The 22,082-nt window shown below is 62.1% G+C and carries 13 protein-coding genes; 8 read left to right on the top strand and 5 right to left on the bottom strand.

What is annotated here, in order from left to right; genetic code table 11:
• Nucleotides 1-59 precede the first annotated feature (59 nt).
• The 3 genes from JNK74_08140 to JNK74_08130 all read left to right on the top strand — a co-directional run bounded on the left by JNK74_08140 (nucleotide 60) and on the right by JNK74_08130 (nucleotide 3,996).
• A complete protein-coding gene (locus tag JNK74_08140) occupies nucleotides 60-1,595 on the top strand; it encodes a polysaccharide biosynthesis C-terminal domain-containing protein (GenBank protein MBL7646142.1) in 1,536 nt (511 codons plus the stop codon).
• A 229-nt stretch (nucleotides 1,596-1,824) separates the two neighbouring features.
• Nucleotides 1,825-3,033 carry a polysaccharide pyruvyl transferase family protein gene (locus JNK74_08135; GenBank protein MBL7646141.1) on the top strand — a complete coding sequence of 403 codons (1,209 nt, stop codon included), beginning with the start codon at nucleotides 1,825-1,827 and terminating at the stop codon, nucleotides 3,031-3,033.
• A 129-nt stretch (nucleotides 3,034-3,162) separates the two neighbouring features.
• Nucleotides 3,163-3,996 (top strand): sulfotransferase, encoded by an 834-nt coding sequence (locus tag JNK74_08130; GenBank protein ID MBL7646140.1) that lies wholly within the window; start codon nucleotides 3,163-3,165, stop codon nucleotides 3,994-3,996.
• Here the strand turns inward: JNK74_08130 and JNK74_08125 are convergent.
• The 3 genes from JNK74_08125 to JNK74_08115 form a co-directional block, all read right to left on the bottom strand.
• Nucleotides 3,993-5,405, bottom strand: coding sequence for an O-antigen ligase family protein (locus JNK74_08125; GenBank protein MBL7646139.1), 1,413 nt, complete (start codon nucleotides 5,403-5,405; stop codon nucleotides 3,993-3,995). The two genes, JNK74_08130 and JNK74_08125, sit on opposite strands and share 4 nt — an antisense overlap.
• Nucleotides 5,406-5,504: 99 nt before the next feature.
• Complete coding sequence (locus JNK74_08120) at nucleotides 5,505-6,899, bottom strand: sigma-54-dependent Fis family transcriptional regulator (protein ID MBL7646138.1); 1,395 nt, start codon at nucleotides 6,897-6,899, stop codon at nucleotides 5,505-5,507.
• Nucleotides 6,896-8,542, bottom strand: coding sequence for a response regulator (locus tag JNK74_08115; protein MBL7646137.1), 1,647 nt, complete (start codon nucleotides 8,540-8,542; stop codon nucleotides 6,896-6,898). The genes JNK74_08120 and JNK74_08115 overlap by 4 nt, the downstream gene beginning before the upstream one ends.
• 286 nt (nucleotides 8,543-8,828) lie before the next feature.
• Here JNK74_08115 and JNK74_08110 point away from each other — a divergent pair, with 286 nt between their 5' ends.
• The 3 genes from JNK74_08110 (at nucleotide 8,829) to JNK74_08100 (ending at nucleotide 15,259) form a co-directional block, all read left to right on the top strand.
• The gene (locus tag JNK74_08110; GenBank protein MBL7646136.1) at nucleotides 8,829-11,909 is read left to right on the top strand and encodes a PSD1 domain-containing protein; all 3,081 of its coding nucleotides are present in this window, start codon (nucleotides 8,829-8,831) and stop codon (nucleotides 11,907-11,909) included.
• A 280-nt stretch (nucleotides 11,910-12,189) separates the two neighbouring features.
• Entirely contained in the window at nucleotides 12,190-13,665 is a 1,476-nt protein-coding gene (locus tag JNK74_08105; GenBank protein ID MBL7646135.1) for a DUF1501 domain-containing protein, read from the top strand.
• Nucleotides 13,666-13,906: 241 nt separating this feature from the next.
• Nucleotides 13,907-15,259: a Gfo/Idh/MocA family oxidoreductase gene (locus tag JNK74_08100; protein ID MBL7646134.1), complete on the top strand. Its 1,353-nt coding sequence runs from the start codon at nucleotides 13,907-13,909 to the stop codon at nucleotides 15,257-15,259.
• A 135-nt stretch (nucleotides 15,260-15,394) separates the two neighbouring features.
• Here JNK74_08100 and JNK74_08095 read toward each other — a convergent pair whose 3' ends face one another.
• Entirely contained in the window at nucleotides 15,395-17,134 is a 1,740-nt protein-coding gene (locus JNK74_08095; protein ID MBL7646133.1) for a sigma-70 family RNA polymerase sigma factor, read from the bottom strand.
• 385 nt (nucleotides 17,135-17,519) lie between these two features.
• Here JNK74_08095 and JNK74_08090 point away from each other — a divergent pair, with 385 nt between their 5' ends.
• The gene (locus JNK74_08090) at nucleotides 17,520-18,881 is read left to right on the top strand and encodes a Gfo/Idh/MocA family oxidoreductase (protein MBL7646132.1); all 1,362 of its coding nucleotides are present in this window, start codon (nucleotides 17,520-17,522) and stop codon (nucleotides 18,879-18,881) included.
• Between the two features lie 184 nt (nucleotides 18,882-19,065).
• Nucleotides 19,066-20,430: a Gfo/Idh/MocA family oxidoreductase gene (locus tag JNK74_08085; protein ID MBL7646131.1), complete on the top strand. Its 1,365-nt coding sequence runs from the start codon at nucleotides 19,066-19,068 to the stop codon at nucleotides 20,428-20,430.
• 239 nt (nucleotides 20,431-20,669) lie between these two features.
• On the opposite strand, the gene JNK74_08080 is transcribed toward JNK74_08085, so the two are convergent.
• Nucleotides 20,670-21,953, bottom strand: a complete 1,284-nt coding sequence (locus tag JNK74_08080; protein MBL7646130.1) for a DUF4145 domain-containing protein — start codon at nucleotides 21,951-21,953, stop codon at nucleotides 20,670-20,672.
• Between the last annotated feature and the right edge of the window lie 129 nt (nucleotides 21,954-22,082).

Here is a 22,082-nt window from a genome sequence, read left to right as displayed (position 1 = left end):
GGCGATGCGCGCGCCCGGGCGGCGGGTCGTCGTGTCCGGACATCGAAGGCGCTCCCGCCATGAGCGAGCGAATAGCCATCAGCAAGAAGGTGGTCGCCATCAATTTCGTGGGATCCGCCGTTGCCCAGGTCCTGAGCATCACGGTGCTGTTCTGGTTGCAGCGCCATTTGATTCTGGAGATATCGAAGGAAGAGTACGCCATTTTGCCGGTGCTCTACGCGGTGATGGCCTTCACGCCGCTGACCACGGTGGTGCTGACCGGGGGGATAGGGCGCTATATCACCGAGGCCTATGCGAAGGGCGATGACGAGGGGGTGACCCGGATCTGTTCGACCATGTTTCCGATCCTGCTGGGCGCGGGTCTGGTCTTTCTGGCGGGGGGCTGGCTCTTCGCGTGGAAGATCGAGCACTTTCTGAATATTCCACCCGACCGGGTGTGGGATGCGCAGGTGATGCTGGCCGCGCTGATGTTCACGGCGGCGCTGCGCCTGCCCGCGGCCCCTTTCGGCGTGGGCTTTTTCGTCCGGCAGCGGTTCATTCTTCAGAACGTGATTAACATCGGCGCAACGCTTTTCCGTATCGCGCTGCTGTTCGGGCTTATTTTCGGGATCAGCACGCGGGTGCTGTGGGTGACGGCGGCCACGGTGGCGGGGGAGTTTCTGCTGCTGGCTGTGGCTACACCGATATCCATGTCGCTGGTGAAGTCGCTCCGATTCCGGCGGTCCGCGATTGACTGGTCCATCTCTCGGGATATCATCAGCTTCGGGGGCTGGCAGTTCCTCATGGTCCTGGGGCTTACGATCCGCAACGCGCTGGATCCGATCGTGCTGAACGCCTTCTCCACCGCGTGGGACATCGCGTGCTACAACATCGCGTCGTTGCCCTTCCAGCACCTGTGGTACACGCTCAATATGGCCAAGCGAACGATCAATCCGTCCCTGATCGCGATGCACGCGGGTCGTGAAAACGAGCGGCTCCGCTCCGCCTTTCTCCGGGGCAACCGGGTGGCGCTGTGGGCCTTCCTGCTGCCGGGGCTTCCACTGGCCTTGCTGGCCTATCCGCTGATCAAGTTCTACATCGAAGACGAGCTCTGGCTTGCGCCCCTGTTGATTCAGATCAACTTCCTGGGCTTTCTGGTGGTGGTGCCCTCGGTGGTCTTTTCCACCATTGTGGAGGCGATTGGAAAGCCGCGGGATTTCTGCCTGCTGGTGCTGGGGGCGAATGTTTTCAATCTGGTGTTGACATTCGTTTTCGTGGGGTGGCTGGGTTATGGCGCGATCGGGAGTTGCGCGGCCACCGCCATTTCGGCGGCGATCTGCTATCCCCTGACGATCTGGCCGCTGTCGCGCAGTACGCTTTCGATCACAAAGGGCGAGTGGTTTGGCGAGGTGCTGTGGCCGGGTGTGGTGCCGGCGCTGTGTGCCGCGCCGGTCTATCTGGGGAGCGGCGTACTGCTGGGCACCGACACGTTGATCGGCGTCTTTGGAACCCTTGCATTGGGCAGCGTGGCCTATGTAACATGTTTATACGTCTTTGCAGCACGCCAACGGGATCTGGAGGACATCCAGCGGATGTTTTCGATGAGGCGAAAATGAGCCCATTTTCGCTCCTTCCACCCGCGCGAGTGAACCGCCCAACATCCGGGTATCCAACGCATCTATGGGTCCGGGGCCGATTTTTCGGAACGGGCGTCACATCAACATTCAGCCAAAGTATCGTTTTTCTTGTTTGGGGAGTGAATTTCATGCGGAATATTGGCCAGGGCGGCGCCGCCCTCGACCCGCAGCCCCGGGCGGGAGAAGGCCCCTATTGGAGAGGGAATACATGCGTATACTGCTAGCGGGTGTCCCGTTCGGATGCGAGAATGTCGGCGATGAAGCCATTCTTGAATGCGCGGTGGCGATTTTTCGCGAGGTCTTTCCCGGGGCCGAGCTTACGGCGAGCACGAACGACCCCGAGCGGACGGCGGCGCGTCTGGGCATAAAGACCTGCCGACTCCTGGGTTTTTTCAACGATGTATCGCCCGAAGAGACGCGGGCGCTCATCGACGCCCACGACTGCTTCGTGTGGTGCGGGGCGACCGGTCTTTCCGATTATCCCCACGTAACACCCGCGCTGATGCAGGTGGCCCAATCGCTCGGGAAGAAGACGATCCTCTGGGGCGTGGGCATGAATGACGAATTGAATCCGGCCTTTCACCGGGTGCAACCGGGGCGTTCGCAGAAAGTGTTGAAGCTCGCGAGTCTGATCAGTCTGGGCCTCGTGGACGCGATCAGCATGGAAGAAAAACGCCGGGACGCGCGGAGCCGGCGGAAGATCGCCGAGTGTCTGCAGCGGGCGGATCTGGTTATCCTCCGCGACACGCAGAGCCGGGCGGAAGTGGTGCGGAGCGGCGTGACCCGCGAATTGCATGTGGGCGCGGACTCGGCCATCCTGTTGAAGCCGGATTCGCTGGACCAGATCCCCCTGGCGCCGGGCGTGCTGGAGCTTCTCCAGAGCGCGCGCTCGAAGATCGGCCTTTGCGTTTCGGCCCAGGCGGCGATCACGAAGGAGCGAGAGCTGGCGAATTGCCTGGATGAACTCGCCTTTTCAACGGGGGCCCACATCGTAGCCATCCCGATGAATCCGTTGACCGACTCGGCGCTGATGGCGCGGCTGGCCGGACGAATGGTTCATCGCCAGCAGATTACGGTGCTCACGGGCGAATACCAGCCGTCCGAGATACTTGCGGTGGCGGAGCGCATGTCGGTTGTGGTGAGCAGCCGTTTGCATCTGCTTATTCTCTCTTCGATCGTGGGTGTTCCCATCGTCGGAATTGCACGGGGGTCCAAGGTGGATAATTTCCTGGCCCACTTCGGGCTTGTGCCCGTGGGCAGCGTGGACGACTGTGACTTTGGCGCGTTGAGGCGCGAGGTGACGCGCATGTTGGAGTCCCCCGAGGCCTACCGCGCGCGGGCGGAATCGGTGCAGACGGAGGGGCTGGAGCGACTGGCCTCGGCGAAGGTGCTGTTGTCCAAGGCGATTGCCGGATAGCTCCGCAGTCGGCTCGGGAGTTGGCATCGGGTGTTTGAGCGGCCGGGAGGGGCTCGAATGCGGCGACTCCGGCGGGTCCCGCGGCGTGGCGCGGGCGCGCGTTGTCAGACAGTAGGAAAGGTTGAAAGCATGCTTCCAAATTTCATCATGATTGGGGCGATGAAGAGTGGCACGAGCAGCTTGCATCACTATCTCGACGAGCATCCCGATATTTCCATGTCCTCCCCGAAAGAGTTGGATTTCTTCATCGAAGAGCGCCGCTGGAACAAGGGATTCGATTGGTATGAATCCCATTTTTCGAAGAGTGCGGCCATCCGCGGGGAGTCTTCGGTGGGCTATACGCAGCGCCACAAGTACGCCGGGGTCCCGGGGCGCATCCACGCAATGAACCCGAATCTCAAATTGCTCTATCTCTTACGCGATCCGGTGGAGCGCGTGGTGTCGCATTTTACCCAGTTGAGCCTGATGGGGCTGGAGCAGCGGGATTTTCAGGCGGTCCTGGACGAGTTGCCCGGCAGCGACTATGTACTTTCCAGCAGTTACCATTTTCAGCTTTCAGCGTTTCTGGATTTTTTTCCCATGGAACAGATCCAGATCCTGACTCTGGAGGAGCTGGTCCGGGACAAGGTGGGCACGATCCAGAAGGTGTTTCGTTTTCTGGGCGTGGAGGATGGCTTTGTGGGTAAAGACTGGGCGCTGGTTCACAACCGATCGGTGGACAAGTATGAGCGGAACGCCCTGGGCAAGGTGATGCACAAGGTGCCCTTCAAGAGCCGCTGGAAACCGCTGGTTCCGGTCCCGCTTGCGACGGCGTACAGTCGGATGACGGCGCGCAAGCCGGAGCAGCGGCTGCAACCCCTGCTTTCGGACGAGAAACGCGAGGAAATCCGGGCCTTGCTTCAAGACGATATCGCGCGCCTTCGCGAAGTGGCGGGGCGGGATTTTTCAGAGTGGAGCGTTTAGGCGCGCGACGGCTTTGTGCGATCGCGTCCGTGATAAAGGGCGGCCAGGACACCGGCGATAACATGGACCTGGATGAAGATGGGGGTCAGGCGGAAGACCCATTCGGTCAGGCCCTGGAAGATAATGGCGAGCACGGCAAAAAAGGCGGCGAGCCCGTAGCGTGAGACCAGGGCCTCGGTCCGCTTTGGCAGATAGGTGACGCTCATGTAGAGCCAGGAGCCCAGCATCCCGCAGAAGAAAATGAAGCCGGGCCAGCCGAGTTCGCCGAGGGTGATGATAAAAATATTGTGGGCCGGCGCGGTCTGGGCTCCGCCCATGGTGTTGACCAGCCCGCGAAGATCCTGGCTGGGGGGGATGTCCGTGCCGATGTAGGGGTTGTAGATAACCCCGAGGGAAGCGGCGTAGTCGTTGGTAACGCGGTAGGACCAGTTGTTGAGTCCCACCCCGAGCGGCTTGTCGGCCATGATGGCTTTGAGGTACTTCACGTACATGCCGCGCCCCCCGAAGGAATCCTCGCCGAACTCGTCCTCGTAGGATTGGCTCAACATGCGGCTTTCAATCTGGTCCCAGGACTTGGCCAGCACGAAGATGAAGAGCACGGCGGCGAACAGGACGATGGCGACATTCCGGATCGAGAAGCGCAGTCCCATGGCCACGAGCCCGCAGCACACGGAGACGAGGACAAGGGTGGCGAATCCGGTTCGGCTGATGGTCAGGATGACGCAGCCCGCGCAGGCGAGGAAGCCGAGGCAGCAGGCGATGCGAAGCGGTGTCTTGGTTCTTGAGAGGGCGGTGGTGATCATGATGGGGACAAGAATGACCATGTACATGGAAAGGCTGTTGGGGTGGCCCAGGGTTCCCCGAATACGGTGGATATGGTAGATATAGCGGTCGCGCAGGCAGACGAAGGCCTCGTAGCCAATGGCGGTGCAGAGCGCCCAGATAAACAGTTCGAGGTCTTTCATGCTCCGCACATAGAGCGCCACGGTCACGAAGATGAAGATGCCGCGAATCGTTTTTGAAATTTCGAAGAGCGAGAAGATTTTCGGGTCGGCCAGGGCCAGGGTATGGAGGCATGCATAACCGAGGTAGGCGAGCATCCATCCCAGGCTCGCGGGCCAGAAGAATATCCGCCTGCCCTCGCGGTGGCGCACGATGAGGGTGCTGAAGAGCAGGATGATGGCGAGGAGGTCGAGGTAGGAGACTTCGATGCCTCGGGTGGTGCCCCGGTACCATTCCCGGCTGAGGAAGTTAATGTCCAGCGGCAGCCCGAAAAGGCCGCCGGTGTTGGTGGTTCCGAGGACGAGGGCGAAGAATACCGCTTTGTGAATCTTGGGGAACGTGACGGCGAGAAAGATGCCGACGGGGACGCAGCAAAGGAAGCCGCCGAAGAAGATCGCTTCCTTCATGGGCGCGGGGGATGGCCGGTCCGGCCGGTTCGATGGACTTGTGCTTCAGGTCGAGGGGGGAATTCGCAATGCATTTGGGGGCCTTCTCCCGGCGGGTAATCAGCGGCGCTGGTCGAGTTTAAACTTTTCGATCCGCCTGCGCAGCGACTGGTAACTGATGTCGAGGGATTCCGCGGCCTTGCGGCGGTTCCACTGGTTCTGGTCGAGGGCCTGAAGGATTTCCTCGGGGGAGTACTCCCGGTCCTGTGCGGGAACGCCGGGCGACTGCGCCGGTGCGGACACGCGGGCGGGCGCGATCGGGGGAGGCGTAATGTCGGTCTTGCCCAGAACGAGCCACCGCTTGATGGTGCTCTCGAGTTCGCGGACGTTTCCGTTCCAGTCGCGTTCCGTGAGGCGCGTCAGATCCTCGCCAGTGACCTGGAAGGGCCGGTTTCCGGTGAAATTGCTGTACTTTTTCGTGAAGTGCTTGACCAGCAGTGGAATGTCTTCCTTGCGGTTGTTCAGCGGCGGTGCCCAGATGCAGACTTCGTTGAGTCGGAAATACAGGTCCTGCCGAAAGCTGCCGTCTTTGGTCTTGGCTTCGATATCGGCGTTGGAGGCGGCGATGATCTGCACATCCACCTTCACGGACTGGCGCCCGCCGAGCTTGGTGAATTCCTTGTGCTCGATGACCTGCAGCAGCTTGGCCTGGAGGTTGGGGTGCATCTCGCAGATCTCGTCCAGGAAGATGACGCCCTTGTCGGCCAGGCTGAAGCGGCCGGGCTTGGCGGCGATGGCGCCGGTGAAGGCGCCTTTTTCGTAACCAAAGAGCTCGCTTTCAAGAAGCTGCTCGGGAAGTGCGCTGCAATTGACCTTGATGAGGGGCTTCTCGTTCCGCTTGGACAGGCGGTGGATCTCGCGGGCGATCACGTCTTTGCCCGCGCCGCTCTGGCCGCGGATGAGGCAATTGAGATCGGTCTGGGCGACTTGCTTGATGACGGTGCGCAACTCCTGCATGGGGGGGCTGACGCCCACGAGCAGGGAGGCGGCGAGTTCGGGTGACTCTTCCACGGGCTCGTCCGCATCGGCGCCGGGCGATTTCTGCGGTGCGATGGCCTTGGCGATGGCGGCGCGGACTTCGGCGAGGCTGAAGGGCTTCACGAGGAAGTCGGTTGCGCCGCGGCGCATGCAGTCGATTACGATGGTCGGCGGCGCGTCGATAGAAACGCAGACCACACTCGGCGCGGCTTCCTGGTCCAGCAACTGGGACAGGGTCTCGACGGTGAGTCCGGCCTCCGGCATGATTTCGAGGAGGACGCCCGCGAATGACTCCGCCCGTGCGCGCTGGATGGCGTGGGCGGCGTTGTTTACGGTGGAGACGTCATAGCCGGAGAGTCCCAGCCCCTTTTCGAGGGACCAGCAGACGCCGGGGTCGGTGTCGACCACAAGGAGTTTCTGGCGCACGCGCCCGGAGTCGGGCGCGGCGGACCGTTGGGGCAAAGGCGTGGTCGTCACGTGAGCACCTCAGTCGGACGGTGTGCGCGCAGGGGGTTTCGGGGCAGGATAATGCTGAAGGCCCGTCCCGTGCCTTCCTCATATTTCAACAGTAGTTTTCCGCCGCAGCTCTGAATGGTTCGCAAAGCGAGGATGAACTGGGGGTGGCTTTCGATCAGGATGGGCACCTCTCCCCCGTCGCGGGGAACGCCAAAGAGCTCGCCCGTGACGGCGTCGTGCCGGATCTGGACGAGAATATGATTGGGCTCCATGCCGGAAACGGCGAGATGGATCTGCCCGCCGTCGGCCACGGTGCGCACGGCGGCGGCGATGAGGTCGAGGAAGGTTCTCGCGAGGCTTGCCCCGTTCATGAGCACGCACTCGCAATCTTCGTCGTAATCGCGGTTGATGGTGATGCCGCGATTCTGCAGGGCGCGCGCGATCATGTCCACGGCCTGGTCGATATATTCCGAGAGCTGGACCGTTTCCACCGATTCCTTGTGGGGCATGGAGAGCTGGCGGAAATCTTTGATCTGGTTGTGGAGTCCATCCACGCTGTCGCGGATGAGTTTCAGGCCTTCGGCGGCTTCATCGCTGATGGGGGTCTCGCTGACGAAGTCGGCGGTGGTGCGTATGGCGGTGAGCCCCTGGATGAGGCCTTTTGAGATTTCCAGGGCGATATTGCCGAGGCTGGCCTGCTGGGTGGCGTGGAGCGAGAGCCGTGCATCCTGCCATTCGAAGCCGAGGAAGTGGGCGCACATGCTGAGAAACTGGTCGCAGTCCGCGTCGACCGTGAAGGAGCCGTCGAGGAAGAAGGCCACGGTGCACGCGGGCTTTCCCCAGTAGCTCTGGGGGTAGATATAGGCGGCGGAGCCGGGCGTTTCCAGGTGGGCATGGCGCTCGACCAGACGGCGGAGGCGCTCTTCGGGGCTGTCTTCAAAGCGGCCATTGTGCGCGGAGAGATCGACATCGTCCACGGCGATGACGTGTATCTCGTCGCCGCCGTTGCGCCAGGCGGCAAGGAATTTGTGCCCGGTGGCGGAATCGAGAGCGACGCATTGCAGCGGGATGTATTTTTCGAGTTCTTCGATGATGCTGCGGAACACAGTCTCGTCGGTATAGAGATTGGCGGCGACCTGCGTCAGCCTCACCAGGGAGCGCAGCCGCGCGCTGACCAATTCGCAGTGGCTGGCGTATTGCCGGAGATCGGCCGTTGCCTCTTCCACCCGCACCTTCAATTGTTCGCGTTCGTCGGAAAGTAGTTGCACCAGTTCGTCTCGTTCACGGAGTACGTCGTGGTACTCCTGGGCCCGGTTGATCGCCGCATGGAGCGAGGCGGATACAAAAGGTTTGATGAGGAAATCAAAAGCGCCCGCGCGCATGGTTTCAATAATGGTCTCGGCCCGGCCATCGCCGGTGAGAATGACCGGTACCAGCAGGGGCTGCCGTTCACGTATATAAGGCAATAATTCCAGGCCGTTTCCGTCGGGGAGGCCGAGATCAATGAGGGCGCAGGAGAACGCTTCTTGATCGATGAGCGCGCGAGCTTCCTCGCAGGAGGCCGCCGCGCGCGTGACATGGCCCGCCACTCCCAGAAGCTCGGTAAGGAGCGCCTGGATCTGGCGATTGTCATCCACAACCAATATTCGCGTCTTTCCGGTCATGCAAGCTCTAGCAGACAGTGACATTCCCGCCCCACAACCACGAATCCCGATACCCGCCTCCAGCCGGAGAGCACGTCCAACTCCGGCACCATAGTATACAACGCGTTAGATTACCGCATGAAGTGTCAATTAATCCATCTTTCATTCTTGACTCGAGCACTATCCTCGATCTTAGCAGGTATCGTGAATTGATTATTGCAGGGATAGACGATGGGACAGGGGCTGGACTGAAATTCCAGCCTGTGCTAGTGTGGAGGGGTCCTTCATCCAGGCAGGAAATCGCTTCATGTCGCACAAGAACTGGTACACGGCCCGCGCGGGCCGCTTCGTTTTGGCCGCAATCTTCGGAATTGGGGCGAGTTGGCCCGTGACCGCGGACGATGGGGGGGCGAGCGCAGCGTTTACCCGTGATGTGAACCCGATTCTCGCCGCGAAGTGTGTGCAGTGTCATGGCCCCGAAAAGCAGAAGGGCGGACTCCGGCTGGATTCGGGCGCGGCGGTGTTGAAGGGGGGGGATGGTGGTGCGACCGTTGTGGCGGGCAAGGCGAGCGAGAGCCTGCTCTATCGGGTTCTTACCGGAGCCCATGAAGAAATCAGCATGCCGCCGGAGGGTGAGAAACTTTCGGCAGAGGAACTGGGGAAGATCGAAGGGTGGATTGCGGCGGGGGCGGAAATTCCCGCCGACGAAGCGCCGGCGACTGTGCAATCCAGTCATTGGGCCTTTCAACCGGTCACGCGACCCGCCGTGCCCGCGCCGGCGGGTGAAAACTGGGGCCAGGGTGCGATTGACGCGTTCATAAAGGCCCAGCTTGACCAGGCCGGGGTTGCCCCGAGCCCCGAGGCGGCGCCGGGTGTACTCGTGCGACGCCTGTATCTGGACTTGCTGGGACTGCCGCCGGAGCCGGGCGCGGTGGAATCCTTCACGGCGGATCCTTCGCCAGCAGCCTATGACTCACTGGTGGACCGCCTGCTGGCGTCGCCCCACTTTGGCGAACGCTGGGGCCGTCACTGGCTGGATCTGGCGCGTTACGCGGACAGCGACGGCTACGAAAAGGATTCTCCGCGGCCCTATGCGTGGCGTTATCGCGACTGGGTGATCAACGCGATCAACGAAGACATGCCCTATGACCAGTTTGTGATCCAGCAGCTTGCGGGAGACTTGCTGCCGGGGGCGACGCTGGCGCAGCGCACGGCGACGGGCTTTCACCGCAATACCTTGACGAATCGCGAGGGCGGCATCGATCCGGAAGAGGATCGGGTGAAGCAGGCGGTGGACCGGACGAACACGACCGGTGCGGTGTTTATGGGCCTCACTATGGGCTGCGCCCAATGCCACACGCACAAGTACGACCCCATCACGCAGCGCGAATACTTCGGGATGTATTCCTTTTTTGACGCGGCGCTGGAGCAGGATATTTCCGCGCCGCTGCCGGGGGAGGAGGAGGCCTACGCGGCGGCGGTGGCAAAGCACACGGGGGAAGTGGCCGCGAAGAAGGCGGAGCTGGCGGCTTATCGGCCGACACTTCTGGCGGGGCTGCCCGCCTGGGAGGCAACCTTGTCCATCCCGGAGGAGGGTTGGAATATTCAGGACCCGATCTCCTATGTGTCGACGGGCGGCGCGAGTTTCAAGGAACTGGATGACAAGTCGGTGCTGGTGAACGGGGAGAATCCGCTGACCGATGCGTACACGGTGGTATTTCGCAGCGACCTGCGGGATGTAAAGGGATTCCGACTGGAGACTCTGACGCACGACGAACTTACGTACCATGGTCCGGGTCGGGCGCACAATGGCAGTTTTGTGCTGGCGGAGATCTCGGTCACGGCGGCGCCCGCGAGCGAACCACACCGGACGGCGCCGGTAAAGATCGCGTCGGCCAAGGCGGGCTTTGCTCAGGACGGGTATCCCATTGAGGCGGCGCTGGACGGGAATCCCGCCACGGGCTGGGGCATTCTCAACGGCAAGAACACGAATCGGGACCACGCTGCGGATTTTACCTTCGAGACACCGGTTGGCCACGACGAAGGCACCATCTTTACCATCAAGATCGATCACGGCTACGGCGGCTACAGCAACATTGGCCGGTTCCGTCTGGCGCTGACGCGCAACGATCCCGCGAATATTATCTTTTCGGATGAGGTGGTGGCCGCGTTGAAGTTGCCCGCGGCCGAGCGGACGGAAGGGCAGACCGAAACGCTGCTGGAACTGTACGGGCAGAGCGATGGGACGTGGAAGAAGCTCAAGGAGGAGTTGGATAAGTTGGAGGGCAATCCCCCGGCACCGATTCCGTCTATTGTGATGGCGCTGCGGCCGAACGAGACGCCGCCGGTGACGCGCATTCACAACCGGGGCGATTTCCTCCAGCCGGGCGACGAAGTGCAGCCCCACACGCCCGCGGTGCTTCCGCCGCTGAAGGCGCGGGGCGACAAGCCGGATCGCCTTGATCTGGCACGCTGGATCGTGGATCCCGCAAACCCGCTCACGGCGCGCGTTGCCGCCAATCGCGTGTGGGAGCATCTCTTCGGCGACGGTCTCGCGCGTACCAGCGAAGACTTTGGCACGCGAACGGAAACACCGACTCATCCGGAATTGCTGGACTGGCTCGCGGCGAGCTTTGTGGAGGATCATCACTGGAGCACCAAGTCGCTGATCAAAGCGATTGTGTCGTCCGCGGCGTATAAGCAGTCCTCTCACGTGCGGGATGATCTGTTTCAGTCGGACCCGACGAACCGGCTGATCGCGCGGCAGAATCGATTCCGGGTGGAGGGGGAGATCACACGGGACCTGTTTCTTGCGGCGAGCGGCCTGCTGGTGGACGAGGTCGGGGGACCGAGTATTCGTCCTCCGCTGCCTGCGGGAGTGGCGGATCTGGGCTATGCGGGTTCGGTGAAGTGGCCCGAGTCGGAAGGGCCCCAGAAGTATCGTCGCGGCCTGTATGTGTTCTTTCAGCGCACGGTGGCCTATCCCATGCTGGTGGCCTTTGATTGTCCCGATTCCAACGTGGCCGCGCTCAGCCGGAACCGATCAAATACACCCTTGCAGTCGCTGACGCTGCTGAACGATCCGGTGTTTGTGGAGGCGGCGCAGGCGCTGGGCAAGCGGCTGCTGGAGATGGATGGTCTGGATGAACCAGCGCGCGTGCGGGAAGCGTTCCGGTTGTGCATGGGCCGGGCGCCGCTGGATCGGGAGCTGGAATTGCTGGTGAAGCTGGTGGCGGAGCAGGAGGCCCTGTTTGCGGCGCAGCCGGAGGAGGCGAAGACGCTGGTGGGCTCTCATATGCCCGCGGAGGTGGCGCCGGAGAAGGCGGCGGCCCATATGATACTGGCGCGGTCGATCATGAATCTGGACGAGTTCTTGACGCGGGAGTAGGATAAGAGGGTTGACCACGGAATTGCATGGAAAAACACGGACAGAGTTGAACCGCAAATTAACGCAAATTTTCGCAAATTGGCATCGGAATAAACTGAAAGAAAATGTAACCGCGAATGAACGCGAATAGACGCGAATTTTTGGGAATGTGGCACAGGCGTCCCGCCTGTGTATTGTTGGAGCCGCACATCATCAGAATCAATTTGCGTTAATTTGCGGTTGAGATCATCTTTATCGCCATTCGCCGGCTGCCCCGTGTGTCCGGTCCGAGGATTAAGTCATGCATCCGATTGAAGAGCAAATCCAGCGCACGCGCCGTCAGTTTCTGACGACGGCGGCGGGCGGTATTGGCGGGCTGGCGCTGACGGCGCTGCTGGGCCGGGACGGTTATGGTGCGGTGCCGGGGGTAAACCCGCTGGCGCCGAAGCCGAACCACACGACGCCCAAGGCGAAGGCGTGTATCTTCATCTTCATGGAGGGCGGGCCGAGCCAGATGGATCTGTTTGATCCGAAGCCGATGCTGAACAAGCTCCACGGCCAGCCGCTGCCGGAGTCCATGACAAAGGATATGCGCTTCGCCTTTATCCAGAAGGAGACGGCGACGGTGCTGGGGAGCAACCAGCAGTTTAAGAAATACGGCGAGAGCGGGATGGACTTCTCCACGTGGCTTCCGCACATCGGCAGTTGCGCCGACGACATCTGCATGATTCGCTCGATGCATACGGACGCCTTCAATCACCATCCGGGCCAGTTGATGATGAACACGGGCGTGCCCACCTTCGGGCGGCCTTCCATGGGAGCGTGGATCAATTATGGCCTCGGTTCCGAGGCGGACAACCTGCCGGGCTATGTGGTGCTGAGCGCGGGCCGCGGTACTTCGGGCGGCGTGTCCAACTGGTCGAGCGGGTTCCTGCCTTCGAACTATCAGGGCGTGCTGTTTCGCAACCAGGGCGAGCCGGTGCTGCATCTGGCGAATCCGGCGGGCCTGCCCCATGAGTGCCAGCGGCTCGGGCTGGACACGGTGCGCGACTTGAACCAGATTCACTACGAAGAGACGCGCGATCCGGAAGTGCTCGCGCGTATATCGTCCTATGAATTGGCCTATCGCATGCAATCCGCGGCGCCGGAGCTGATCGATCTTTCGGGCGAAAGTCAGGCTACGCTGGACATGTATGGCGTGGACCGGGTGGAGGAAGGGTACAAGGCGTCGCGGGGCGGCCCCAAGGGGACCTTCGCGGCCTTCTCTCGCAATTGCCTGCTGGCGCGGCGGCTGGTGGAGCGCGGGGTGCGCTTCATCAACATCTACCACGCGAGCTGGGATCACCACAGCGACCTGGACAATGAAATGAAGTTCACCACCGACATGTGCGACCGGCCTATCGGCGCGCTGATCAAGGATCTGAAGCAGCGCGGCCTCCTGGAAGACACGCTGGTGGTCTTTGGTTCCGAGTTCGGCCGCACGCCGCTCGGCGAGAACCGGGCGGGTTTCCGCGAAGCGAACACGGGTCGGGACCACCACCCCATGGCCTTCACGATCTGGATGGCGGGTGGCGGGACCAAGGGCGGGCGGATCATCGGCGAGACCGACGACATCGGCTGGAATATCGTGAAGGATCCGGTGCATATCAACGATCTGCACGCGACGCTGCTGCATTTGTTCGGATTGAATCATCTGGACCTGACTTATCGCTACAGCGGGCGGGATTTCCGGCTGACGGATGTGGCGGGCGAGCTGGTGCCCGCGATCTATACCTGAAACCTATCTGTGAAGATCGGACTGATCGGACGGATTAGACTGATCGGAAAAGGTGACGGCCCGAGTTTGACCTCGGGCCCGGAAGGGTTTATGCTCACCCGACCATGCCCGGGCCTTGTTCCCCTGGCGTCCCGGCGCGCCGTGAAACCTGAACCGCGTCCGCGGAGTCTGTGGAAGAGGGCCTGCCTAACTTCAAACCGCGGCTATTCAAGCCCTGAACGCCGCACCGGAGAATTCCTACATGAGCAAGCATTCCATGACGCGGCGCGCTTTTCTGGCGGCCACGACGACCACGGCGGTGACGGTATTGGCGGCGCCGAACGACGCCCAGGTGGTTCCGGGCAAGAAATCCCCGAACGAGAAATTGAACATTGCGGCGATCGGCGCGGGCGGCAAGGGCTTCAGCGACCTCATGTCCTGCAACAAGCTGGGCGAGAACATCGTTGCTCTGTGCGATGTGGACTGGAAGGAAGCGGGCGAGGCGTTCTACAAGCTGCCGAACGCGAAGCAGTTCAAAGACTACCGTGAGATGCTCGAAAAGATGCCGGAAATCGACGCCTGTACGGTGTCCACGCCGGACCACACCCACGCGCCCGCGGCCTACATGGCCATGAAGCTGGGCAAGCACGTGTACGTGCAGAAGCCCCTGACGCACACCGTGGCCGAGGCGCGTCTGCTGACGAATACGGCCCGCGAGATGAAAGTGGCCACGCAGATGGGCAACCAGGGCCACTGCGGCAATGGCGTTCGCGATATGTGCGAAATGCTCTGGTCCGGCGCGATCGGCCAGGTGAAAGAAGCCCACGTGTGGACGAACCGCCCCGTTTGGCCCCAGGGCATCGCCAAGCCCCTGGACGAAATGCCCATCCCCGACACCATGGCCTGGGACCTGTGGATCGGCACCGCGCCCATGCGCCCCTACAATGACAAATATGCACCTTTCAACTGGCGCGGCTGGTGGGATTTCGGTTCCGGCGCGCTGGGCGACATGGCCTGCCACATCATGGACCCCGCCTTCTGGGCGTTGAAACTGGTGGAATCTTCCGACTACACGGTGGAGCTCGTGGCCCAGTCCGGTAAGAACGACCAGACCGCGCCGCTGGCCTCCATCGTGAAGTACAGTTTCCCCGCGCGCGGCGACATGGCGCCCGTGGACGTGTTCTGGTATGACGGCATGCTTATTCCCAAGCGGCCCGAGGGCGTTCCCGCGAACCAGAAGCTGGGCGATGGCGACAACGGCTGCTTCTTCGTGGGCGAGAGCGGCATCCTCACGGCGGGTGAATACGGCGGCGAAGCGCGCCTCCTGCCCGACGAGAAAATGGCGGACTATAAGAAGCCCGAGCAGACCATCAAGCGCATCACGGATGAAAATCCCTACCTCAACTGGATCGAAGCCTGCAAGGGCGGTGAGCCGGCGGCCTCGAACTTCGACTACTCCGGTCCCTTCACCGAGATGGTGGCCTTCGGCAACCTGGCGGTGCGCACGGAGCAGAAAATGCACTGGGACAACAAGGCCGGCGCGGTCACCAACGTGCCGAATCCCAAGGAATTCGTGAGCAAGGAATACCGCAAGGGCTGGGAACTTCCCTGCTGATGTCGAATATGACTTGAGTGATAGCGAAGGCCCCGCAGACGATGTCTGCGGGGCCTTTCGCTTGTTGTGGTGACCGGCGGATGGGGAGCGCGCTCTGTGTCAGTATAATCGGACGGATTGGACGGATCGGACCGATCAGAACGACCCCTTCAAGCGATCCGGCGTGGAGATGAAAATACCATCCTTGCCGACCCGATAGCTTAGATTAAGCATGCGCGTCATTACGAAGAGCGTTTCCGCCATGGAGGCATCCTTTAAGTTGATGTAGTCCAATCTTCCGTCCGTCGCGAACTGCGACGGATCGGGAGGCGCGCTATCCCCCGTTTTCGTTTCCGGCATGATCACCGCCGTGTCCAGGCTTATGTTCACTTTGAAAGCCGTTTGCACGAATCCCACAAGCTCGGTAACGTGAATGTCCTCGAACTCGATGTTTACCGGCGACGAGAGGGTCGTGAATACCTCTCCCTCTTTGAAGGGGGCCGACGGCAGCGGTACGGTCATGTCTTCCGTGAGTTGGGCGGACGAGCTTATCCAGACGGCGTTGCCCCGAATCCTCCATATCAGGTTGAGGGGCGATGTGATGGTGGTGAGTATCTCTTCGAGTGTCTTGTCTTTCTGGTCGATAGCGCGGATATGACCGTCGGTCAAATACGCTCGCGGCAGCCGTACAAACTGCACGGGGGCTGGCGGCGGACCAGGTACTGAAGCGCCCGACCGAAGGCCCGGTTGGAATCCTGGTGGGAGTCCCGGTTGGAGACCCGGCGGTGCTCCTACCGCCTCGTTTTCTACATGCTCTTCAAGCTCCGGAGCGACAACCCGTTGATCCAGGACCAGATTGATCTCGAAAGAGTCTTGCAGGAACTCTGCGACATCTTTAATGTGGATTTCCTCAAACTCGATGTCCGCTTTGGCTTGCAGGGCCTCTCGGAGGGTCTCGGAAGGCGTGAGGTCGAGTTTCCACCCCTGCTCCTCCTCCGCAATACTGGACGGGGTCTCGGTCGTCACGTCCGTGTTTTCGACAGTCGCCTCCACCGGTAGGGGCGATTCGACAACGACTGCAGGTACTTCGGGGGGGGCGGTCGGCTCCGGCGTCACCGCGGCGGCGACCACGGTGGGTTCAACGTTGTTTTCCGGGGGCTTGGTATTCCGGGTGGCCGCCCAGGCCCCCGCGAGCACGACGCCCGCCAGCAGCAACGGCGCTGCGGCGAATTTTGCGCCCGCCGTCGCAGACAGGAGCGTGGGCGCGGAGCGCACGGCCAGGGCGCGCTTGCCCAGTTCGGCCAGCAGTGCGGGTGGCGCGGCCACGGCCTCCATGCCTTCTAGCCCGGTTGAGAGTGCGGCCATGGAGAGTACCACGCCGCGCTTCACGAGATTCTCTCGGACCACGCCGATGCCTTTCTCAATGCGCGACCGGACCGTCGAGCGGGATAGGGCGAGTTCCTCCGCGATGGCTTCGTGGGTGTTTCCTTCCAGGAAGCGCAGGATGATCGGCACACGGAGTTCGTCGGGGAGGGCGGCGATGGCCTCGTCCACATACTCGCGCGTATCGTCCCAACTCACTTCCGCGGCCGTGTCCAGCGACGCGGCATAGTGTTTCTCCCGTTCGGCCCGGCGTCCTTCGGACTTGACGCGATCCAATGCGCGTCGGGTGGCCACGGTGTGCAGCCAGGCGCCGATACACTGAATGCCGCGCGGCCCTTTCATCAGTTCCAAGAAACACTCCTGGGCCACCTCTTCCGCGATGCCGGGATTTCTGACCACGCGGAGGCAGGCCCCGTAGACCATGGAAGCATGGCGCGAAATCAATTCCGCGAAGGCGTCGGCGTCGCTTTGTGCGCGCCACTTGTCGAGTAACACTGCGTCGGGTTGGGGCATGGGGTGTATCTCCGCTTTTTTGCCGCTGGGTGGTTTCTACAGTATATGTCGACGCGGCGGCAAGAAATGGAGGAACATTTGAGAGAATCCGTTCGTGGGGTCGAGAACTTACCCCCCCTACCCCCCCGCAAGCGGGGGGAATCCGAATATTCAAAGTGAACCTCTTGGTCCCCCCCCGCAAGCGGGGGGAATCCGAATCTTCAAAGTGAACCTCTTGGTCCCCCCCGCTTGCGGCGGGGGAGGGGGGGTAGAACTCGGGCGCGATTCTCATCCCCTATGGTGATGCGAAGCCTCATGAATGACTGCACCTGCGGGTGAAACTTGTGCCGGGGCGGGCGGTGTCCATTAGAGTATGTGTCTCGACCATTCAGAGGAGGATTTCATGATGTCCCAGAACGATCTCACCCGCCGGGCCTTTCTGGCCGCCACGACGACCACCGCCATCCTGGCGACGACGCGGATTCGCGCGAATGATGCCCAGGTGATTCCGCGCAAACTTTCCCCGAACGAGAAGCTCAATGTGGCGGGTGTGGGTGTGGGTGGCCAGGGGCTGACCGACATCATGAACTGCCGCAAGGAAAATGTGGTGGCGCTGTGCGATGTGGACTGGGAGCGGGCGGGGGAGGCGTTCTACAAGCTGCCGGATGCGAAGCAGTACAAAGACTATCGCAAGATGCTGGAGGCGATGCCGGAGATCGATGCGGTGACGGTGTCCACGCCGGATTTCATGCATGCAACGGTGGCCTACGCGGCGATGACACTGGGCAAGCATGTGTATGTGCAGAAGCCGCTGGCGCATACGCCGAAGGAAGCGCGGCTGCTCACGCGGACGGCGGCGGCGACGGGCGTGGCGACGCAAATGGGGAATCAGGGCCACTCGGGGAGCGGCGCGCGGGAATTTTGCGAGATTTTCTGGTCGGGCGCGATTGGTGAGGTGCGCGAGGCCCACGCGTGGACGGATCGTCCGGGTGATCGCTGGCACCGAGACCCTGCGGGCATTAATGCGGGTCAGCCTGTTCCGGAAAAAATGGACTGGGAACTCTGGCAGGGCAACGGCGCGCGCCGTCCCTACAGCGATATTCTCCATCCGAACAAGTGGCGGGTGTGGTGGGACTATGGCTGCGGCGCGCTGGGCGATATGGCGTGCCACATCATGGACCCGGCCTACTGGGCCTTGAAGCTGGGTGAGGCAACCCACTTCAGCGTGGAGGTGGTCGAGGCCGAAGGACAGAACGAGGTGCAGGTGCCTACGGGATCGGTCATCAAATACAGCTTTCCAGAGCGGTCTGGCCTTCCGCCGGTGGATTTCTATTGGCACGATGGCGACAACAGGCCCGCGCGCCCCGAGGGCATCCCGGATTCGGAGATGCTGGGAGACAAGGACGGCGGGTCCTTCCTCATCGGAAGCAGCGGCCTGCTCGGCACGGGGACCTACGGCATGACCACAAAGCTGCTGCCCGAGGCCCGGATGGCGGGCTATACCCTTCCGCCGGAGACGATACCCCGCGTGAAAGGGTCCCACTACCGGAACTGGCTCGAAGCCTGTAAGGGCGGTGCGCCGGCGTGCTCCAATTTCAGCTATGCGGGCCCCTTCGCGGAGATGGTGCTGGTGGGGAATATCGCCCTGCGCACGGGGAGCAAGGTGGAGTATGATTTCGTGAACGGTACGGTGAAAGACAACCCGGCAGCCTCGGCGCTGCTGACGAGAAGCTACCAGCCAGGGTGGGAGTTGACCTTTGACGGTTGAAGTTATCGGACGGATAGGACGGATACGACTGATTTTCACGGGCCTATCGGCTCCAGCCTGAAGCCTGAAACCTACAGCCTTCCATTTCCTATTTCATCCTTCCATTCGTTACCATAGTACGATTTAATTTTTCGGGCCGGGGAGCGCCCCTACCCTAATCGATAGTCTGAGAGGAAATGGAACAATGAGTGACTCACGGCTTTCCCGGCGCGCATTTCTTGCCGCCACCACGACCACGGCCGCCCTGGCGATGAGCGATTACGCCTCGGCCAAACCCAACACGGCCCGGGTCGTCCCCAAGAAGTTTTCGCCCAACGACAAGCTGAACATCGCGGCGATCGGTTCGGGCGGCAAGGGCCTGAGCGACATCATGGGCTGCCATGCGCTGGGCGAGAACATCGTGGCGCTGTGCGATGTGGACTGGGAGCGCGCGGGCGAGGCGTTCTACAAGCTGCCGAATGCGAAGCAGCATAAAGATTTCCGGAAGATGCTGGAGGAGATGCCGGAGATTGACGCGGTGACGATCTCCACGCCGGACCACACCCACGCGCCGGCGGCCTACCTGGCCATGAACCTCGGCAAGCACGTCTACGTGCAGAAGCCCCTGACGCACACGGTGGCGGAAGCGCGCCTGCTGACCAACGTGGCGAAGGAAACGGGCGTCATCACGCAGATGGGCAACCAGGGCAACTCGGGCAACGGCGTGCGCGAACTGTGCGAGATGGTCTGGTCGGGTGCCATTGGCGATGTGACCAAGGTCCACACCTGGAGCAACCGCCCGATCTGGCCCCAGGGTATTGCCGCACCGCTGCCGGGCGAGCCCGTGCCCGCCACGATGGACTGGGACCTGTGGATCGGCCCGGCGCCGACGCGCGCCTACAACGCCAAGTACGCGCCCTTCAACTGGCGCGGCTGGTGGGACTTCGGCTGCGGCGCCCTGGGCGACATGGCCTGTCACATCATGGATCCCTGCTACCGCGCGCTTAAGCTGAACGAAGCCGAGTATTTCACCGTGGAATCCATCCAGGACGGCATGACGGATCAATGCCCGCCCCTGTCTTCGGTGGTGAAGTACAGCTTCCCCGCGCGCGCGGGCATGCCGCCGGTGGAGATTCTCTGGTACGACGGCAAGATCATGCCGCCGCGCCCGGAAGGCATCAAGGACGACGTGAAGCTGGGCGACGGCAGCAATGGCTCCACGTTCTACGGCACCAGCGGCATCATGACGACGGGCACCTACGGCGGCGAGTCGCGCCTTATTCCAGACGACAAGATGGCGGCGTACACCAAGCCCGAAGCCACCATTCCCCGTGTGGAGAATGAGGATCACTACAAGAATTGGATCGACGGCATCAAGGGCGGTCCGAAGCCCGGATCGAGCTTCGACTACTCCGGCCCCTTCACGGAAATGGTCGTCTTCGGCAATCTGTCCATCCGCACCGGCAAGAAGCTGCACTGGGACAACATCAAGGGCAAAGTCACCAACGACAAGAAAGCGGCGGAGCTCATCAGCAAGGAATACCGCAAGGGCTGGGAACTGCCCTGCTGATCCTTTGAATTAAGTTAAGAAAATGAGGCCCCCGGCGTGGATGCGCCGGGGGCTTCTTGATCTCGAGCAAGTTGAGACACGCGGAAAGGGGAAGGGCCACCAAGTCGTGCCACGCGATTCCGCCGGAGGCGGATTCGTGTGCGTTGAGGGAAGAGGTCTGGCACAATTTGTGGGAACGGGGCGAAAGCCTTTTGTACGGGCGAACAAGGGCAGGGCAGAGGGTATTGGAATGCCCCGCGTCAACGAGGCTCAGGGCACACGAATCCGCCTCCGGCGGAATCGCGTGGCACGTCTGCGGGAGCCTTTATCATCGCGGCCAATTCCTCCGGCGTAGGCCAATCTTTTAGCGCACGAGTTTTTCCGCTGCGGACATCCCGCGTCCAGATGCCGCTGCGGGGATCGGACTCCGAAACGATAGGCCGACCATTGCTCGCGAAGAGCAGGGGGATGGGGTGTCCCGTGGCGGTATCCTCCGCGACGGTTTCGTCGGCGAGGGCCTGATAGACCATGCCGTAGCGCGCGGCTTCGTCCAGGGCGGCGCGGAGATCGGTGTTGCTCCGCTTGGCCTCGATGACGGCGGCGGCGCGCAGTCCGCAATAGAGGATGTAGTCGGCGGGGCCCGCGGGGGTGGGGACCGCCGCGATGGCCATGTTGCGGTCCGCCTCGGGCCGTGCGCCGTGGGCCCGGGTGCGGACGATGGTGTCGGCCTCCCAGCCCTTCGCGCGGAGGTCCGCGTCGATACGTTCACGGGCTTCGGCCTCCGAGAGATCGAAAGCCTGTGCGGCGCTTCGGGCCTGGTGCTGGCGCGCGGCGCGCTCTTCGTGGCTGGCGGAGTGTGCTTCGGCGCGGAGCCGGGCCACGGCGGCCTCGTGCCTGCGGAACATGGCCTCCTGATCGGTCTCCGACTCGCGCGCGAGGGCCAGGGCGGCTTCCAGGTCCGCGTAGAGCTCCGCCGCCTTCGCTTCCGCCGCCGCGCGCTTGCGCTCGGCCACCTCCAGAGCCTCTTCCGATTCGTCGGCCTCGCGCTCCGCATCCCAACGGGCCTTGCGCAGGCGCTCCAACTCTTCCTTCACTTCGGGGGCCACACCGTCCGGCGCGGGCGGCAGAAGAAAGGGTTTCGGCTTGAAGGCCGGATCGCGAAAGGCCCGATGAAACCACACCGCGAGGCGGTGGGCCAGTTTCAACTGCGAAACCGCATCCTGGCGCGTGCCACCGCCCTCGTGCGCCGCTTCGTTGCCCGCCTTGCGCAGGCCGTGGAAGATGTCCGCCATTTCCTGCGTGATGATATCCTCGCGCTTGAGGCGACGGAGGATGTCGCTGAAATCATCTTCCGGGAGGAGGCGCATGCCGTCGTAGGCCGCCGCATCCTCCGCCAGCGCCTCGGCGAGCTGGCGCAATTTGATTAAGGTCGTGTTCGGGTCGTCGAGGACATAGCGCTCGGCCCGCGCCGCGTATTCGAGAAGCTGGGGATCGTGATCGGCGAGAAAATTGAAGTTGGGCGATTTCAAGGCAGGTGCGGTCATGGCGGCTCTCTTTCGGTAGGGGTAGTTATACCGCAAGAGCGATGGCGGGATGCAAGGGGGAAGGACGAACAAGAGCACCGCGTCTGCGAAGGTGACCCATGAAAAAAGAAAGCCGCGGACGTGTCCGTC

This window comes from Candidatus Hydrogenedentota bacterium, assembly GCA_016791475.1.
GTDB lineage: Bacteria > Hydrogenedentota > Hydrogenedentia > Hydrogenedentales > JAEUWI01 > JAEUWI01.
Note: the sequence above shows the minus strand (reverse complement) of the source record. Positions and strands in the feature narration are given on the sequence as shown.

What these genes read in the sequence shown, in the direction of transcription:
- JNK74_08140 (MBL7646142.1), top strand. Translation starts at nt 60, where the DNA reads ATGAGCGAGCGAATAGCCATCAGCAAGAAGGTGGTCGCCATCAATTTC.
- JNK74_08135 (MBL7646141.1), top strand. Translation starts at nt 1,825, where the DNA reads ATGCGTATACTGCTAGCGGGTGTCCCGTTCGGATGCGAGAATGTCGGC.
- JNK74_08130 (MBL7646140.1), top strand. Translation starts at nt 3,163, where the DNA reads ATGCTTCCAAATTTCATCATGATTGGGGCGATGAAGAGTGGCACGAGC.
- JNK74_08125 (MBL7646139.1), bottom strand. Translation starts at nt 5,405, where the DNA reads ATGAAGGAAGCGATCTTCTTCGGCGGCTTCCTTTGCTGCGTCCCCGTC.
- JNK74_08115 (MBL7646137.1), bottom strand. Translation starts at nt 8,542, where the DNA reads ATGACCGGAAAGACGCGAATATTGGTTGTGGATGACAATCGCCAGATC.
- JNK74_08110 (MBL7646136.1), top strand. Translation starts at nt 8,829, where the DNA reads ATGTCGCACAAGAACTGGTACACGGCCCGCGCGGGCCGCTTCGTTTTG.
- JNK74_08105 (MBL7646135.1), top strand. Translation starts at nt 12,190, where the DNA reads ATGCATCCGATTGAAGAGCAAATCCAGCGCACGCGCCGTCAGTTTCTG.
- JNK74_08100 (MBL7646134.1), top strand. Translation starts at nt 13,907, where the DNA reads ATGAGCAAGCATTCCATGACGCGGCGCGCTTTTCTGGCGGCCACGACG.
- JNK74_08095 (MBL7646133.1), bottom strand. Translation starts at nt 17,134, where the DNA reads ATGCCCCAACCCGACGCAGTGTTACTCGACAAGTGGCGCGCACAAAGC.
- JNK74_08090 (MBL7646132.1), top strand. Translation starts at nt 17,520, where the DNA reads ATGTCCCAGAACGATCTCACCCGCCGGGCCTTTCTGGCCGCCACGACG.
- JNK74_08085 (MBL7646131.1), top strand. Translation starts at nt 19,066, where the DNA reads ATGAGTGACTCACGGCTTTCCCGGCGCGCATTTCTTGCCGCCACCACG.
- JNK74_08080 (MBL7646130.1), bottom strand. Translation starts at nt 21,953, where the DNA reads ATGACCGCACCTGCCTTGAAATCGCCCAACTTCAATTTTCTCGCCGAT.